Origin of the sequence: Streptomyces sp. NPDC048349 (assembly GCF_040651925.1) — a bacterium.
Lineage (GTDB): Bacteria > Actinomycetota > Actinomycetes > Streptomycetales > Streptomycetaceae > Streptomyces.
Window position 1 is genome coordinate 1 of record NZ_JBEZLA010000034.1, and the last position, 14346, is coordinate 14346.

The 14346-nt window shown below is 71.4% G+C and carries 16 protein-coding genes; 8 read left to right on the top strand and 8 right to left on the bottom strand.

From position 1 onward, the window contains the following. Positions 1–88 precede the first annotated feature (88 nt). A complete protein-coding gene (locus AB0D44_RS19490; protein ID WP_362592238.1) occupies positions 89–901 on the bottom strand; it encodes a hypothetical protein in 813 nt (270 codons plus the stop codon). 230 nt (positions 902–1131) lie between these two features. Between AB0D44_RS19490 and AB0D44_RS19495 the strand changes: the two genes are divergently transcribed. From AB0D44_RS19495 to AB0D44_RS19525, 7 genes are all read left to right on the top strand, one after another. Beyond that, the gene (locus tag AB0D44_RS19495) at positions 1132–1359 is read left to right on the top strand and encodes a hypothetical protein (RefSeq protein ID WP_362592241.1); all 228 of its coding nucleotides are present in this window, start codon (positions 1132–1134) and stop codon (positions 1357–1359) included. 16 nt (positions 1360–1375) lie between these two features. Then, entirely contained in the window at positions 1376–2359 is a 984-nt protein-coding gene (locus AB0D44_RS19500) for an A/G-specific adenine glycosylase (protein ID WP_362592244.1), read from the top strand. A 174-nt stretch (positions 2360–2533) separates the two neighbouring features. Beyond that, complete coding sequence (locus AB0D44_RS19505; protein WP_362592246.1) at positions 2534–3094, top strand: SigE family RNA polymerase sigma factor; 561 nt, start codon at positions 2534–2536, stop codon at positions 3092–3094. 38 nt (positions 3095–3132) lie between these two features. After that, on the top strand, positions 3133–3774 hold the full coding sequence (locus tag AB0D44_RS19510; RefSeq protein WP_362592411.1) for a hypothetical protein: 642 nt from the start codon (positions 3133–3135) through the stop codon (positions 3772–3774). A gap of 44 nt (positions 3775–3818) precedes the next feature. Then, on the top strand, positions 3819–4532 hold the full coding sequence (cseB, locus tag AB0D44_RS19515) for a two-component system response regulator CseB (protein WP_362592249.1): 714 nt from the start codon (positions 3819–3821) through the stop codon (positions 4530–4532). Further along, positions 4529–5842 (top strand): two-component system sensor histidine kinase CseC, encoded by a 1314-nt coding sequence (gene cseC, locus AB0D44_RS19520; protein WP_362592252.1) that lies wholly within the window; start codon positions 4529–4531, stop codon positions 5840–5842. The genes cseB and cseC overlap by 4 nt, the downstream gene beginning before the upstream one ends. A 131-nt stretch (positions 5843–5973) precedes the next feature. Continuing rightward, on the top strand, positions 5974–7188 hold the full coding sequence (locus AB0D44_RS19525; protein ID WP_362592255.1) for a LamG-like jellyroll fold domain-containing protein: 1215 nt from the start codon (positions 5974–5976) through the stop codon (positions 7186–7188). Positions 7189–7225: 37 nt separating this feature from the next. Here AB0D44_RS19525 and AB0D44_RS19530 read toward each other — a convergent pair whose 3' ends face one another. Next, positions 7226–7852 carry a M23 family metallopeptidase gene (locus tag AB0D44_RS19530; RefSeq protein WP_362592258.1) on the bottom strand — a complete coding sequence of 209 codons (627 nt, stop codon included), beginning with the start codon at positions 7850–7852 and terminating at the stop codon, positions 7226–7228. Positions 7853–8334: 482 nt separating this feature from the next. Then, positions 8335–10860 (bottom strand): ATP-dependent Clp protease ATP-binding subunit, encoded by a 2526-nt coding sequence (locus AB0D44_RS19535; protein ID WP_362592261.1) that lies wholly within the window; start codon positions 10858–10860, stop codon positions 8335–8337. A gap of 464 nt (positions 10861–11324) precedes the next feature. Here AB0D44_RS19535 and AB0D44_RS19540 point away from each other — a divergent pair, with 464 nt between their 5' ends. Continuing rightward, entirely contained in the window at positions 11325–11930 is a 606-nt protein-coding gene (locus AB0D44_RS19540; protein ID WP_362592263.1) for an SCO3374 family protein, read from the top strand. Here AB0D44_RS19540 and AB0D44_RS19545 read toward each other — a convergent pair. The 5 genes from AB0D44_RS19545 to AB0D44_RS19565 all read right to left on the bottom strand — a co-directional run bounded on the left by AB0D44_RS19545 (position 11909) and on the right by AB0D44_RS19565 (position 14317). Next, positions 11909–12247 (bottom strand): Lsr2 family protein, encoded by a 339-nt coding sequence (locus AB0D44_RS19545; protein WP_362394864.1) that lies wholly within the window; start codon positions 12245–12247, stop codon positions 11909–11911. The genes AB0D44_RS19540 and AB0D44_RS19545 overlap by 22 nt on opposite strands. Positions 12248–12413: 166 nt before the next feature. After that, positions 12414–12944 carry an amino-acid N-acetyltransferase gene (locus AB0D44_RS19550; RefSeq protein ID WP_362592266.1) on the bottom strand — a complete coding sequence of 177 codons (531 nt, stop codon included), beginning with the start codon at positions 12942–12944 and terminating at the stop codon, positions 12414–12416. An 11-nt stretch (positions 12945–12955) separates the two neighbouring features. Next, on the bottom strand, positions 12956–13441 hold the full coding sequence (locus AB0D44_RS19555; RefSeq protein ID WP_362592269.1) for a BlaI/MecI/CopY family transcriptional regulator: 486 nt from the start codon (positions 13439–13441) through the stop codon (positions 12956–12958). A 98-nt stretch (positions 13442–13539) separates the two neighbouring features. Then, positions 13540–13707, bottom strand: coding sequence for a hypothetical protein (locus tag AB0D44_RS19560; RefSeq protein WP_362592272.1), 168 nt, complete (start codon positions 13705–13707; stop codon positions 13540–13542). A 13-nt stretch (positions 13708–13720) separates the two neighbouring features. Continuing rightward, on the bottom strand, positions 13721–14317 hold the full coding sequence (locus tag AB0D44_RS19565; protein WP_362592274.1) for a hypothetical protein: 597 nt from the start codon (positions 14315–14317) through the stop codon (positions 13721–13723). Between the last annotated feature and the right edge of the window lie 29 nt (positions 14318–14346).

A 14346-nucleotide genomic window follows, 5' to 3' on the forward strand; every position in this document is an offset into this window, starting at 1 on the left:
CCCGTACTGGACGTACTTGGGCTTTCGGCCGGTGCGGCGAGAGTGCGTGCCGGGCACCGCGACGCCGCGGACCTCCGTCAGACACCCCCTAGTCCTGTTTCAGGACGAACGAGGTGCGGGCCACCGGCATGCCGGGGGCCTTGACCTCGACCACGTAGGTGTCCGGGCCGGCGGTCCCCGCCGGAGGCGACTGGCACTGGTCGGCCGCGCTGAACCTGCGGTCCCACTCCACGGACTGCCTGGTCTCCCCCTGCGCCGGGAGCCGGAAGAACGCGCTGCCCGGTCCCGTCGGGCAGTCGGCCGAGGACCACACGGCCTTGTTGCTGGTCGCCTGAAGGATGGTCAGGACGGCCTGCCCGGGGCCGAGATCGACCTTGCAGGTGGTGCCGGCGATGTTGCGGGCGACGAGTTCGAGGCGGGGCTTCTCGTTCGCCTCGTACTCGTTCTTCACGCTCTTGACCTCCCACTGCAGCGCCGCCGGCGCGCACGTGGGCAGGCTCGGGTCCGCCGGGACCGGGGCCGGGGCCGCGCCGCCGCCCGGGCCGCCGGAGCCCGTACCGGTCGCACCGCCGGCGCCCGTACCGCCGCCCGGTTCGCCGTTCTTGCCCGCGCCGGCGGCCGAGCCGCCGCCCTCGGATCCGGTGCCGCCGCCGCCCGACTCCGGTCGTCCGCCCGGGGCCTGACTGATCGCCGGCCCCGTGCCCGCCGGGCCGGGGGTGATCGAGGCGAGGGGATCGGGGTGGCCCTGGCCCTTCCCGTTCGTACTCGACTTCCCCCCGCCGGAACTGACGGTCCATACGGCGAGGAGCGCGAGGAGCGCGACGACGGACGCCAGCACAGCCCTCCGTCGCCAGTAGATGGAGGAGGGGAGCGGCCCGACCGGATTGCGCAGAGATCCCACGGACGGAACTTTACGAGAGTCCGCGGCCCGATCGGTGCCCCCCATGCCGCGCGGCAGGTTTGTTCTGCCGATGATCATCCTGCGGGTGCAGCCGGGAGCGCCGGGAATCGGCCAGGGATCCGACGCGGGCGCCCCGCTCGCCTGGGTACCGTCGGTGACCATGGACAGCGCAGGCCAGCGCAGGCCGCTACCTCGACATCACCGATTTCGCCCGTTCCACACCCGCCCGGGTGCGGTCGGCGTCCGAGGTCTGGACGGAGTACGGGCTGCTGCTCTTCGGAGTGCTCTTCCTGGCCGTCCGGTGGCGTGCGCGCGGGCGGTCCGGCACCGGTCCGGTGGCCCTGGCCGCCCTCTTCGTCCTGGCGCTCGCGGGCCCGGCCGGCCGGGCCGCCGCCGCCATGCGGGCGAGCGGGCTACCGTCAGTCGTCTGGTTCACCGGCCCGGGCCCCGCAAGGTAGGGCGAAACGTGCCAGGATGCCGTCTGCCATGACTGCATCCCCCATCACCTCGCCCGGATCGCGCGGATCCTCCGGCTCCCCCGAGTCCCCCGAGTCCCCCGCGGTCCCGCACGCCCTGCACTCGCCCGTCATCGCGTGGTTCGACGAGCACGCCCGCGACCTGCCCTGGCGCCGTCCCGAGGCCGGCCCCTGGGGGGTCATGGTCAGCGAGTTCATGCTCCAGCAGACCCCCGTCAGCCGCGTCCTGCCGGTGTACGAGCAGTGGCTCGCCCGGTGGCCCCGCCCCGCCGACCTGGCCGCCGAGGCCCCGGGCGAGGCCGTACGGGCATGGGGGCGGCTGGGCTACCCGCGCCGGGCGCTGCGGCTGCACGGCGCGGCCGTCGCGATAACGGAGCGGCACGGGGGCGACGTACCGCGGGAGCACGCCCAGCTGCTGGCGCTGCCCGGGATCGGCGAGTACACCGCGGCCGCCGTGGCCTCCTTCGCGTACGGGCAGCGCCACCCCGTGCTCGACACCAACGTGCGGCGGGTCTTCGCCCGCACCGCCACCGGCGTCGAGTACCCGCCGAACGCCACCACCGCCGCCGAACGGCGCCTGGCCCGGGAGCTGCTGCCCGCGGACGAGGACACCGCGGCCCGCTGGGCGGCGGCCTCCATGGAGCTCGGCGCGCTGGTGTGCACGGCCAAGAACCCCGACTGCGCCCGCTGCCCGGTGGCCGGGCTGTGTGCGTGGCGCCTGGCCGGGAAGCCGCCGCACGACGGGCCGCCGCGGCGCGGGCAGACGTACGCCGGGACCGACCGCCAGGTGCGGGGCCGGCTGCTGGCCGTGCTCCGGGAGGCGGTGGGGCCGGTTCCGCAGGCCGTGCTCGACACGGTCTGGGAGGAGCCGGTGCAGCGCGCCCGGGCGCTCGACGGGCTGGTCTCCGACGGGCTGGTGGAGCCGCTGGAGGGAGGCGCGTACCGGCTTCCGCAGACCTCACCGCCGGGGCCTAGAAGCTGAGCCGATGATTCCGCTTTCTGCGGTGAAACCCCAGCTCACGGGCACTGTTACACAACCTATGGGTGTCCGTGCGCCCACCGAAGTCTGGCCCGCACAGGCCCGTGACAACCCCTCCGTACCTTCGGATCCGTAAGGCAGCGGATGAGCGGTGGCACGGAACGGAGGCGGTCTGAGATGGCGCACGGCGAGGTACTCGAATTCGAGGAGTACGTACGCACTCGGCAGGACGCGCTGCTGCGCAGTGCCCGTCGCCTGGTCCCGGACCCCACCGACGCCCAGGACCTGCTGCAGACCGCCCTCGTGCGCACCTACGGCCGCTGGGACGGCATCGCCGACAAGTCCCTGGCCGACGCCTACCTCCGCCGTGTCATGATCAACACGCGGACCGAATGGTGGCGGGCGCGCAAGCTCGACGAGGTCCCCACCGAACAGCTCCCCGACGCCTCCGTCGAGGACGGCTCCGACCAGCGCGCCGACCGCGCCCTGCTCATGGACATCCTCAAGGTCCTCGCACCCAAACAGCGCAGCGTGGTCGTCCTGCGGCACTGGGAGCAGATGAGCACCGAGGAGACGGCCGCCGCACTCGGCATGTCTGCGGGTACGGTGAAGAGCACGCTGCATCGCGCGCTGGCCCGCCTCCGGCAGGAACTGGAGAGCCGGGACCTGGACATGCGCGCGCTGGAACGCGGTGAGCACACCATCCGGTACGAAGGGCGTGAGCGGTGCGCGGCCTGAACGGCCAAGGACTGACCGGCAGACGTTCGCTGGTCCTGGTGTCGGCGGGGACGGTCGTCCTCGTCGGCACAGCCGTGTTCGCGGTCGGTTGCGCCACGGGCGGCACGGGCCTGCGCGACGGCGGCCCCGCACGCACGGACCCGGTGGCCAAGACCGCCCCGTCCGCCGCTTCCCCCGAATCCACCTCCGAGGCGTCGGCGGCCCCGTCCGGCAAGCCGCTGAAGAAGGTCGACCCGGTGGCGCTGCTGAAGGCGGACCCCAAGGTCAGCGCCGAGGTCAAGCGGGACCTCAAGCCCTGTACGGGCAAGGAGTACCCGGTGGACGTGAGCTACGGGAAGGTCACCGGCAGCACGGTCGTCGACATCGTGGTCAACGTCTTGTCGTGCGCCGACGCGCTGGGGCGCGGTTCGTACGTGTACCGCGCGGACGGCGCCACGTACGAGAATGTCTTCTCGGACGAGCAGCCGCCCGTCTACGCGGAGATCGACCGGGGCGACCTGGTGGTCACCAAGCAGGTCTACGCGAAGAGCGACCCGCTCGCCTACCCCTCGGGTGAGGACGTGATCACGTACCGCTGGAACGGGGAGAAGTTCACCGAGCAGGACCGGGTGCACTCCGAGTACAGCAACGTGGTCGACGGCGGCGGCCAGCCCGCTCCGGCCGTACCGCAGAAGAACTGACTGCCGCAGAACCGAGTACCGAAGAACCGAGGCGAGGCGTGCGCATGGCCGAGACCCATGTCCTGTTCGTGGAGGACGACGACGTCATCCGTGAGGCCACGACCCTGGCGCTGGAACGCGACGGGTTCGTGGTCACCGCCATGCCCGACGGCCTGTCCGGCCTGGAGTCCTTCCGGGCGCACCGGCCCGACATCGCGCTGCTCGACGTGATGGTCCCCGGCATGGACGGCGTGAGCCTGTGCCGCCGCATCCGCGACGAGTCCACCGTCCCGGTGATCATGCTGTCGGCGCGCGCCGACTCCATCGACGTGGTGCTCGGCCTGGAGGCGGGGGCCGACGACTACGTCACCAAGCCGTTCGACGGCTCGGTGCTCGTCGCCCGGATCCGCGCGGTGCTGCGCCGCTTCGGCCACGCCGGCGGCCCCCAGGGCGGCAACCACGGCTCCTCCGACGAGGGTCAGGACGCGGAGCGCGGGGTGCTCTCCTTCGGCGACCTGGAGGTCGACACCGAGGGCATGGAGGTGCGCAAGTCGGGCGCGGCGGTGGCGCTGACCCCGACCGAGATGCGGCTGCTGCTGGAGTTCTCCTCCGCGCCCGGCACCGTGCTCTCGCGCGACCGGCTGCTGGAGCGGGTCTGGGACTACGACTGGGGCGGCGACACCCGCGTCGTCGACGTCCACGTCCAACGGCTGCGCACCAAGATCGGACAGGACCGGATCGAGACGGTCCGGGGCTTCGGATACAAGCTCAAGGCATGAGACGGTTCACCCTGCGCACGGGGATCCGCTGGAAGATCACCATCGCCGTCGCCGCCGTGGGCGCCCTCACGGCGGTCGCGCTGAGCCTGGTGGTGCACAGCGCTGCCCGGGTGTCGATGCTGGAGAGCGCCCGCGAGGTCCAGCTGGACCGCGTGCAGTTCATCTCCCGCAACGCCGAGGCCGGGCGCAAGCCGCCGATGGGCGCCAAGCTCAACGACCCCGACCTGCCCGCCCCGCTGCGGGAGAAGGCGCGCTCCGGGCGGCGCGGCACGTACGTCCAGGAGTCCGCGAAGGCGGCCCCGGAGGTGTGGGCCGCGGTACCGCTCGAGAACGGGCAGGTGCTGTCGCTGCACACGCAGTTCCGGGAGAGCGCCAACATGGTGCGCGACCTCGACCGGGCGCTGGTCGTCGGCTCGCTGGCCGTGGTGATAGGCGGATCGGCGCTGGGCGTGCTCATCGGCGGCCAGATCTCGCGCCGCCTGCGCAAGGCCGCGGCGGCCGCGCAGCGGGTGGCGCACGGGGATCCCGCGGTACGGGTGCGGGACGCGGTCGGGGGCGTCGTACGCGACGAGACGGACGACCTCGCGCGGGCCGTGGACGCCATGGCCGACGCCCTCCAGCAGCGGCTGGAGGCCGAGCGGCGGGTCACCGCGGACATCGCGCACGAGCTGCGGACACCGGTGACCGGCCTGCTGACGGCGGCGGAGCTGCTGCCGCCGGGCCGGCCGACCGAACTCGTACGGGACCGCGCGCAGGCCATGCGGGTGCTGGTCGAGGACGTGCTGGAGGTGGCCCGGCTGGACAGCGCGTCCGAGCGGGCGGAGCTGCAGGACGTGGCGCTGGGCGAGTTCGTGAGCCGGCGGGTGACGGCGCTGATGCCGGAGGCGTCGGTACGGGTCGTCGCGGACGAGATCGTCAGCACCGACCCCCGGCGCCTGGAGCGGATCCTGGGGAACCTGCTGGCCAATGCCGGGCGGTACGGTCAGCCGCCGGTCCAGGTCGACGTGGAGGGCCGCGTCGTGCGGATCCGGGACCACGGGCCTGGCTTCCCCGAGGCGCTGCTGCGCGAGGGGCCGAGCCGGTTCCGGACCGGGTCCACCGACCGGGCGGGCGTGGGGCACGGGCTGGGGCTGACCATCGCCGAGGGCCAGGCGCGGGTGCTCGGCGCCCGGCTGACCTTCCGCAACGTGGCCGCCCCGGCGGGCCCGGACCACGGGGTCGCGGCGGCGGGCGCGGTGGCGGTGCTGTGGCTGCCGGAGCACGCTCCGACGGCGACGGGCAGCTTTCCGGTGATCACGCCGCAGCGCTAGGCCGGCTCTGCTGGCGCCGTCCGGTCGGCGCCCCGGACCTGCCGTGCGCGGCGGCCCCTGGGCGGTAGCCGGTGCTCCGGATCGGTACCGGGCCGTACGGTCCGGTAGGTCCGTGACTTAGCATCCCCTGCATGACCGACGGCACGAATCCCCAGAGCACCCCGCAGCCCGAGCCCGCCCCGGGGAGCGGTGGCTACGGGTTCCCGCCGGGACCCCCCGCGCAGGGCGGCGGCTACGGCTTCCCGCCCGGCCCGCCCGCCCAGGGCGGCGGCTACGGCTTCCCGCCCGGCCCGCCCGCCCAGGACGGCGGCTACGGCTACCCCCAGCCGGGGCAGCCGAACCCGTACCAGCCGGACGCGCACCAGCCGGACCCGTACCGGCAGGACCCCGGGGCGCAGCAGGCGCCGTGGTCCCCGGGCCAGCCGGGCCTGCCGGGGGCGCCCCTCGGCGACCAGCCGGACTGGGAGGCCATGGCGGACCGCTCCGCGGCCGAGCGGCGCAGGAAGCGGCTGTGGATGCTGGGCGGCGCGGTGACCGTCCTCGCGCTGCTGGCCGGCGGCGGAACGTTCTTCCTGCTGGGCAGGGGCGACGACGACCCGAAGAACGTGGCCGACGACCCCTCGGCGTCCGCGTCCGCCTCGCCGGGCGGCCCCTCGGGCTCGCCGGCGCCGTACTCCCCCACCGTCGAGGGCGACCCGACGCTGCTGCGCGACTCCAACGGCAAGATCGGCATCCGGCTGGGCTCCGACATGCAGGTCGCACCGGTGGGCAAGCGGTTCCAGATCGTCTCGAAGGGGACGGCGAAATCCTACGCCCAGGGCTCCGAGCAGGCCGTGGACGTGACCAAGAGCTTCACCGTCACCGCCCGCCTCTACAACTCGGCCGCCAAGGGCTCGCGGATCGCGGTCAGCCAGGGCGACGGGGAGTCGTTCTCGTTCGAGCTCGGCATCAACGAGGTGAACGGCAAGCAGGCCTGGATCTTCCGCGTCCAGACCGGCGACAAGGGTGCTGCGGCGACCACGCAGACCGTCGTCGCCGAGGGCCTTCCCATGGTCAAGACCGCGACCATGCTGATGGGCTCGTACGACGCGGAGAAGAAGACCATCGCCCTCTACGTCGACGGCAAGAAGGCCGGCGAGGCCGCGGTGCCGGGCATCTGGCAGGCTCCCGGCCCGCTGCAGCTGGGCCGCTCCCGGCACCACAACATCTGGACCGGCGCCTGGCAGGGGGCCATGCACAACATCCGGATCTACGAGTCGGCGTTCTCGCCCGAGCAGGCGGCCGCCTACAAGGAGGGCAAGCTGCCCGCGACGACGAAGCCCTCGCACTCCTGGCTGCTCACCTAGGCCGCCCGGGCCCCCTGCGGGGCCCCGCCCCGAGGGGTCAGATGGTGACGCCGACGGTGCGCAGGAACGCCACCGGGTTGACGGCCGAACCGTAGTTCGGGGTGGTGCGGATCTCGAAGTGCAGGTGCGGGCCGCTGGAGTTGCCGGTGTTGCCGGACAGCGCGATCTGCTGGTCCACGGCGACCTTCTGGCCGATCCGGACCTGGATCTTCGAGAGGTGCGCGTACTGCGAGTACGTGTTGTTCGCGTGCTTGATCACGATGGCGTTGCCGTACGCGGGGCCGTCACCGCCGCCGTTGGGGCCGGCCTTGACGACGGTGCCGGCGGCCACGGCGTCGACCGGGGTGCCGGTCGGGACGGCGAAGTCCTGGCCGGAGTGCTTGTGCGACCACATGCTGCCGCCCTTGCCGAAGGTCGCGGACAGCGTGTACTTCTCGACCGGCTTGTCCCACAGGCCGGTCTTGGCGGCGGCCGCGTTCTCGGCGCCGGCGGCGGCCTGGGCCGTGGCCTGCTGGGCCACCAGCCCGGCGGTGCCCGCCAGGGCGCTCTGTGTCGTGTCGGCGAAGGCGGCGGTCGTCCCGGCCCCGAGGGCGAGCGCCGCACCGAGAGCGGTGGCGCCGATGGCGGTACGGGTACGACGGGTGCTGACGCGCTTCGCGGACATGAAGGAGACCTCCGGGGCCGGGGACAAAGACGGGGTTCACGCCCGCCACGGGCATGAAGTGACCCGGCACGATGCGGCGTGTGCCGGGTTGGCTCATCTTTGGTACCGCGCGCCCCCGTACTTCCCCAAACCTCCCGATTACTACCCGGGCTCGTAGGGACCGGGGGTGTGACGCAGCCGGTTGACCCGGTCCCTCCTGGGCAGTCGGTAGGACAAATCGGGTGACTGGATCTACGAATCCACCTAGTACGTCCGATTTGCCCTGTGCGGCTTGTCACCGGCCGAGGCCCTCCGGCCGACCGCTCCGAGGACCTCCGGCCGGCCGCTCCCGGACCGGCGGCAGGCATCCCGTCGGAGCGGCCCCCGGTCGTCCCCGCTCATCCCCCGCGCATCCTCCGGTCATCCTCCGGTCATGACGAAGGGGCGGCCCGGAACCTTTCGGGTTCCGGGCCGCCCCTTCGTACTGCTACCGCTCCGCGGTGTTACGCGCCCTTCGACAGGTCCGGGCCGGAGCCCGTGGCCTCGATCGGGGGCAGGTCGGGCAGGGCCGACTTCTCCTCGCCGCGGAAGGTGAACTTGGCTTCCTCGCCCTCACCCTCCACACCGACGACCACGATGTGACCGGGGCGCAGCTCGCCGAAGAGGATCTTCTCCGACAGCATGTCCTCGATCTCGCGCTGGATGGTCCGGCGCAGCGGGCGGGCACCCATGATCGGGTCGTAGCCGCGCTTGGCCAGGAGCTGCTTCGCGTCACCGCTGAGCTCGATGCCCATGTCGCGGTCCTTGAGGCGCTCGTCCACCTTGGCGATCATCAGGTCGACGATCTGGATGATGTCTTCCTGCGTGAGCTGGTGGAAGACGACCGTGTCGTCGACACGGTTGAGGAACTCGGGCCGGAAGTGCTGCTTGAGCTCTTCGTTGACCTTCGCCTTCATCCGGTCGTAGCCGGTCTTGGTGTCGCCCTGGGCCGCGAAGCCCAGGTTGAAGCCCTTCGAGATGTCCCGGGTACCCAGGTTGGTCGTCATGATGATGACCGTGTTCTTGAAGTCCACGACCCGGCCCTGGGAGTCGGTCAGACGACCGTCTTCCAGGATCTGGAGAAGGGAATTGAAGATATCCGGGTGGGCCTTCTCGACCTCGTCGAAGAGGACGACGGAGAACGGCTTCCGGCGCACCTTCTCGGTGAGCTGGCCGCCCTCTTCGTAGCCCACGTAGCCGGGGGGCGAACCGAAGAGACGGGAAACCGTGTGCTTCTCGCTGAACTCCGACATGTCGAGGGAGATCAGCGCGTCCTCGTCACCGAAGAGGAATTCGGCGAGCGTCTTCGAGAGCTCGGTCTTACCGACACCGGACGGACCGGCGAAGATGAACGAGCCGCCCGGGCGCTTCGGGTCCTTCAGACCCGCACGGGTACGCCGGATCGCCTGGGAGAGCGCCTTGATGGCGTCCTTCTGGCCGATGACCCGACGGTGGAGCTCGTCCTCCATGCGGAGCAGTCGCGAGGACTCCTCCTCGGTGAGCTTGAAGACGGGAATGCCGGTCGCGGTCGCGAGGACTTCGGCGATGAGCTCGCCGTCGACCTCGGCGACGACGTCCATGTCGCCGGCCTTCCATTCCTTCTCGCGCTTGGTCTTCGCCGCCAGCAGCTGCTTCTCCTTGTCACGGAGAGACGCCGCCTTCTCGAAGTCCTGGGAGTCGATGGCCGACTCCTTGTCGCGGCGCACGGCCGCGATCTTCTCGTCGAACTCGCGGAGGTCCGGCGGCGCGGTCATCCGGCGGATGCGCATCCGGGAGCCGGCCTCGTCGATCAGGTCGATCGCCTTGTCCGGCAGGAAGCGGTCCGAGATGTACCGGTCCGCCAGCGTCGCCGCCTGGACGAGGGCCTCGTCCGTGATGGAGACGCGGTGGTGGGCCTCGTAGCGGTCGCGCAGGCCCTTGAGGATCTCGATCGTGTGGGGGAGGGAAGGCTCCGCCACCTGGATCGGCTGGAAGCGGCGCTCGAGGGCCGCGTCCTTCTCGAGGTGCTTGCGGTACTCGTCCAGCGTCGTGGCACCGATGGTCTGGAGCTCACCACGGGCCAGCATGGGCTTGAGGATGCTGGCGGCGTCGATCGCGCCCTCGGCGGCACCCGCACCCACGAGGGTGTGGAGCTCGTCGATGAACAGGATGATGTCGCCGCGGGTGCGGATCTCCTTGAGCACCTTCTTCAGGCGCTCCTCGAAGTCACCGCGGTAGCGGGAGCCGGCGACCAGGGCGCCGAGGTCAAGCGTGTAGAGGTGCTTGTCCTTGAGGGTCTCGGGGACCTCGCCCTTGACGATCGCCTGCGCCAGGCCCTCGACGACGGCGGTCTTGCCGACGCCGGGCTCGCCGATGAGGACCGGGTTGTTCTTGGTACGGCGGGACAGCACCTGCATGACCCGCTCGATCTCCTTCTCGCGCCCGATGACCGGGTCGAGCTTGGATTCGCGGGCCGCCTGGGTGAGGTTGCGGCCGAACTGGTCCAGGACGAGCGAGGTCGAGGGCGTGCCCTCGGCCGGGCCGCCTGCCGTGGCCGACTCCTTGCCCCCGCCGGTGTAGCCGGAGAGCAGCTGGATGACCTGCTGCCGGACTCGGTTGAGATCGGCGCCCAGCTTCACGAGGACCTGGGCGGCGACGCCCTCGCCCTCGCGGATCAGGCCGAGCAGGATGTGCTCGGTGCCGATGTAGTTGTGGCCGAGCTGGAGGGCCTCTCGGAGCGAAAGCTCCAGGACCTTCTTCGCCCGCGGAGTGAAGGGGATGTGGCCGGACGGGGCCTGCTGCCCCTGACCGATGATCTCCTCAACCTGCTGGCGAACAGCCTCGAGCGAAATCCCGAGGCTCTCCAGGGCCTTAGCGGCGACACCCTCACCCTCGTGGATCAAGCCCAGGAGGATGTGCTCGGTGCCGATGTAGTTGTGGTTGAGCATCCGGGCTTCTTCCTGAGCCAGGACGACAACCCGCCGCGCGCGGTCGGTGAACCTCTCGAACATCGTTTATCGCTCCTCAGAGCGGTCGGGCAGTTCGGGGTCGGTCCCCGCCCTGTCCTTCCGCATGCTAGTCCCGTGGGGCGGGACAGCTCATTCCAACTGCCGACATCCGTCCACGGCTCACCCCCACTTCGGCGGGGAAAACCGGCTTGAAGAGCCGACTACTGCTCCAACTCGATGGTGCGAGACGATGTTCCCGCAGGCCAGGCAGATACCCGTCATGCGTGTACGCCGATGGCGAACGGAAGCCCGTCAAATCAGCGTGTCGCCCCGATCCACTAGGAATGTCTTACCCGTAAGGACTGACACTCCATGCCGGTGGCACCGGTTCCCTCCGCTAAGGGCGAACACAGTTCCGTCCCGAATGTGGGACGCCGCCCTCGCGGATGTTTACGTTCCGCAACAGTTCGCGTGCGGTGTGTCACGCCGACCCGTAACCCCGGAGCGCCCGCCGAGTTGCTCAGGGCATGGCTTCCAGCACCGTCGGCGCCCCCACCGTCCCGCTGCCCCGCGTCCCGGCCGAGGAGGCCGCGTACGCCGCGGGCGCCGCGTACGCCTCCTGGTACGAGGGTGTGCTCGGCTGGCCGGTGACGGGCGGCCCGCCCGTCCAGCTCGTCACGGGGTCCCGGTTCGACGTCCTGGAGCTGCCGTCCGATGCGGGGACGGCGCTCTTGCGCAGGCCGGTCGACACGGGCCCGGTGGCGGTCATGGGGCGCAGGATGCGGTTCCTGGTGGCCGCGGGGAGCGCAGAGGAGCTCGACGGGCTGCTCGACTGGCTGGAGTGGGGCGGGGTCGCCCTGGATCTCACCGCCCTGGGTGCGGGCGGCCGGATCACCGCCCCCGCTCCCCCGGGGACGCCCCCTGACCCTCGGGAGGCCGCCGTGTGGCTGCGGCCCCCCGAGCAGGGGTGTGAGGCACTGCTGCCGGCCCTGCCGGGTCTCCCCGGACAGGGCGCCGGGCCCGCCTGCGGGCCCGATCTCGTACGCCTGGTGGCGGCGGCGGCGACGGAATGCCACCGCGCGCGCCTACGGCGCCGGGCGACGCGGTGCGATCAGCCCTTGGCCTTCTCGTAGGCCTCGCGGATCTCGGCCGGGACGCGGCCGCGGTCGTTCACGTTGTAACCGTTCTCCTTCGCCCATGCGCGGATCTCGGCAGTGTCCGGGTTGCCGGCCGTGGCCGACGCGCGGCCCTTGGCGCGGGCCGCGGTCGCGCGACCACCGGTACGGCGGCCGCCCTTGGTGTACGGGTCGAGCAGACCGCGGAGCTTTTCAGCGTTGGCGGTGGTGAGGTCGATCTCGTAGGTCTTGCCATCCAGAGCGAACGTCACCGTCTCGTCCGCCTCGCCACCGTCGAGGTCGTCGACAAGAAGGACCTGAACCTTCTGTGCCACCGGGATTTCCTTTCATCGAAAAGCAGTACGCGGAAAGGAAACCGCTTTTGCCTGGAAAACACAAACCCCCGGGGAGAGGTTCAGGACCGCAACAGGGCGGGAAACGTGCGCGATTCGGACATAGGCCACCGGTGCGGCGGAGCACCGGAAAAGCCAGGGCCATCGATCAGAGGTGCAGAAGCATCCGGCTGTTGCCCAAGGTGTTCGGCTTCACTCGTTCGAGACCGAGGAACTCGGCGACACCCTCGTCATAGGAACGCAGGAGCTCCATGTACACATCGGTCTCCACCGGGGTCTCGCCGATCTCGACGAAGCCGTGCTTCGCGAAGAAGTCCACTTCGAAGGTCAGACAGAAAACCCGGCTCACCCCGAGCGCGCGGGCCGTCCGCAACAACTGCTCCAGCACCAGATGACCGACGCCGGCGCCCTTGAGGTCCCGGTCGACGGCGAGAGTGCGCACTTCCGCGAGGTCTTCCCACATCACGTGGAGAGCGCCGCAGCCGACCACCTGGCCGTCGGAGTCCCGTTCCGCGACCCAGAACTCCTGGATGTCCTCGTAAAGGACGACCGGGGCTTTGTCGAGCAGGATCCGCTGCTGCACGTACTGGTCGAGCAGGCGGCGCAGCGCGGGAACATCACCGGTGCGGGCACGGCGGATCGTCACTGTTTCTGCAGGTGCAGCGGAAAACTCTCCCATGGCCCCGGACGCTATCGCCCCGGACCCTCCGTACGCGCGCCGGACTCCCCTTCGGCGGGGGCGGGCGGGGAGGCAGTCCCGGTGGCCCCGGCGGGCCCCGCGGCTTCGGCCGCTTCGGCCGCTTCGGCCGCTTCGTCGTCGTGCTGCACGATCCGCACGGCGTCCCTGAGGGCTTCGCGCTGTTCCGCGGACATCATGCCGAAGAAGGCGACGAGGGCGGCCGCGGGGTTGTCACTGGTCGACCACGCTTCGTTCATCAGTGCGGCCGAGTATGCGGCGCGGGTGGAGACCGCCGTATATCGATAGGCGCGGCCTTCGGCTTCCCGGCGGACCCAGCCCTTCTGATGAAGATTGTCCATAACGGTCATGACCGTGGTGTACGCGATGGACCGTTCCTGCTGGAGGTCTTCCAGCACTTCCCGAACGGTGACCGGGCGGTTCCACTGCCACACCCGCGTCATCACGGCGTCTTCGAGTTCTCCCAAGGGGCGAGGCACAACAGCACGATAGTGCGGCTTGTGGGTAATTGCCCGACTATTCGCTCGGCCACGCGCGAAAAATCCGGGGGCCCCGAAGGGACCCCGGAAGGAGCCGGTTACTTGCCGGGCTGCCGGGTGGCCTCGGCGTTGGCGATCACGGCGTCGACCGCCGCGTCCTCCTTGGCCTTGTTGGCGCCGCCCTGGGTCTTCACGATCGTCACGACGAGGGCGATGAAGAACGCGGCCATCACGAAGGGGGGCACAAGCGCGGAAACGTAGTCCATGCCCTCAGCGTAGCTAGCCGGCGGCCCTTCCCTCCGCCGGGGGCGGGGTCGGCTTGCGGCGCGGCGGGAAGACCTCGCCGGGGGTCGGGACCGGCCGCGGGGGGTGCTCGGGCCGCGGCGGTTCCTCGGGCCGTGGCCTGGGGCCGGGCGCCGGCTCCTCCCGGCCGCCGGCCAGGGCCAGCAGGCGGGTGCGGGGAGCGGGGGCGGTCGACAGCCGGCGCCGCACGGAGCGCTCCGCGACGCCCTGGGCCCGCTCCAGCACCGCGGCGGCGACCGGGTTGGCCCGCAGGGCGCGCAGGGCGGCCAGGTCGTCGGGCGCCGGCTCGTACCCGGCGGCCAGGGCGTCCTGCAGCAGCTCCAGGTACCCGGACAGGCTGCCGGGCAGCGCCCGCCGGTAGCGGGCCAGATCCTCCAGCAGGAAGGCTCTGAGCCGGGCCGCCTCCTGGACCGCGTCGTCCACCGACTGCGCCAGGCGCAGGCAGTCATGGACCTCCGAGGCCCCGAGGGGGGCCGAGGAGGGCTGGAGGGCGTGGGCGAGCGAGCGCCTGAGCACGTGCAGCTCGGCAGCACTGAACGCCATGCCGCCGCGGGATCCGTAGGGCGTGGGCATGGGGCGAAGATACGCGCTAATCGGACAAA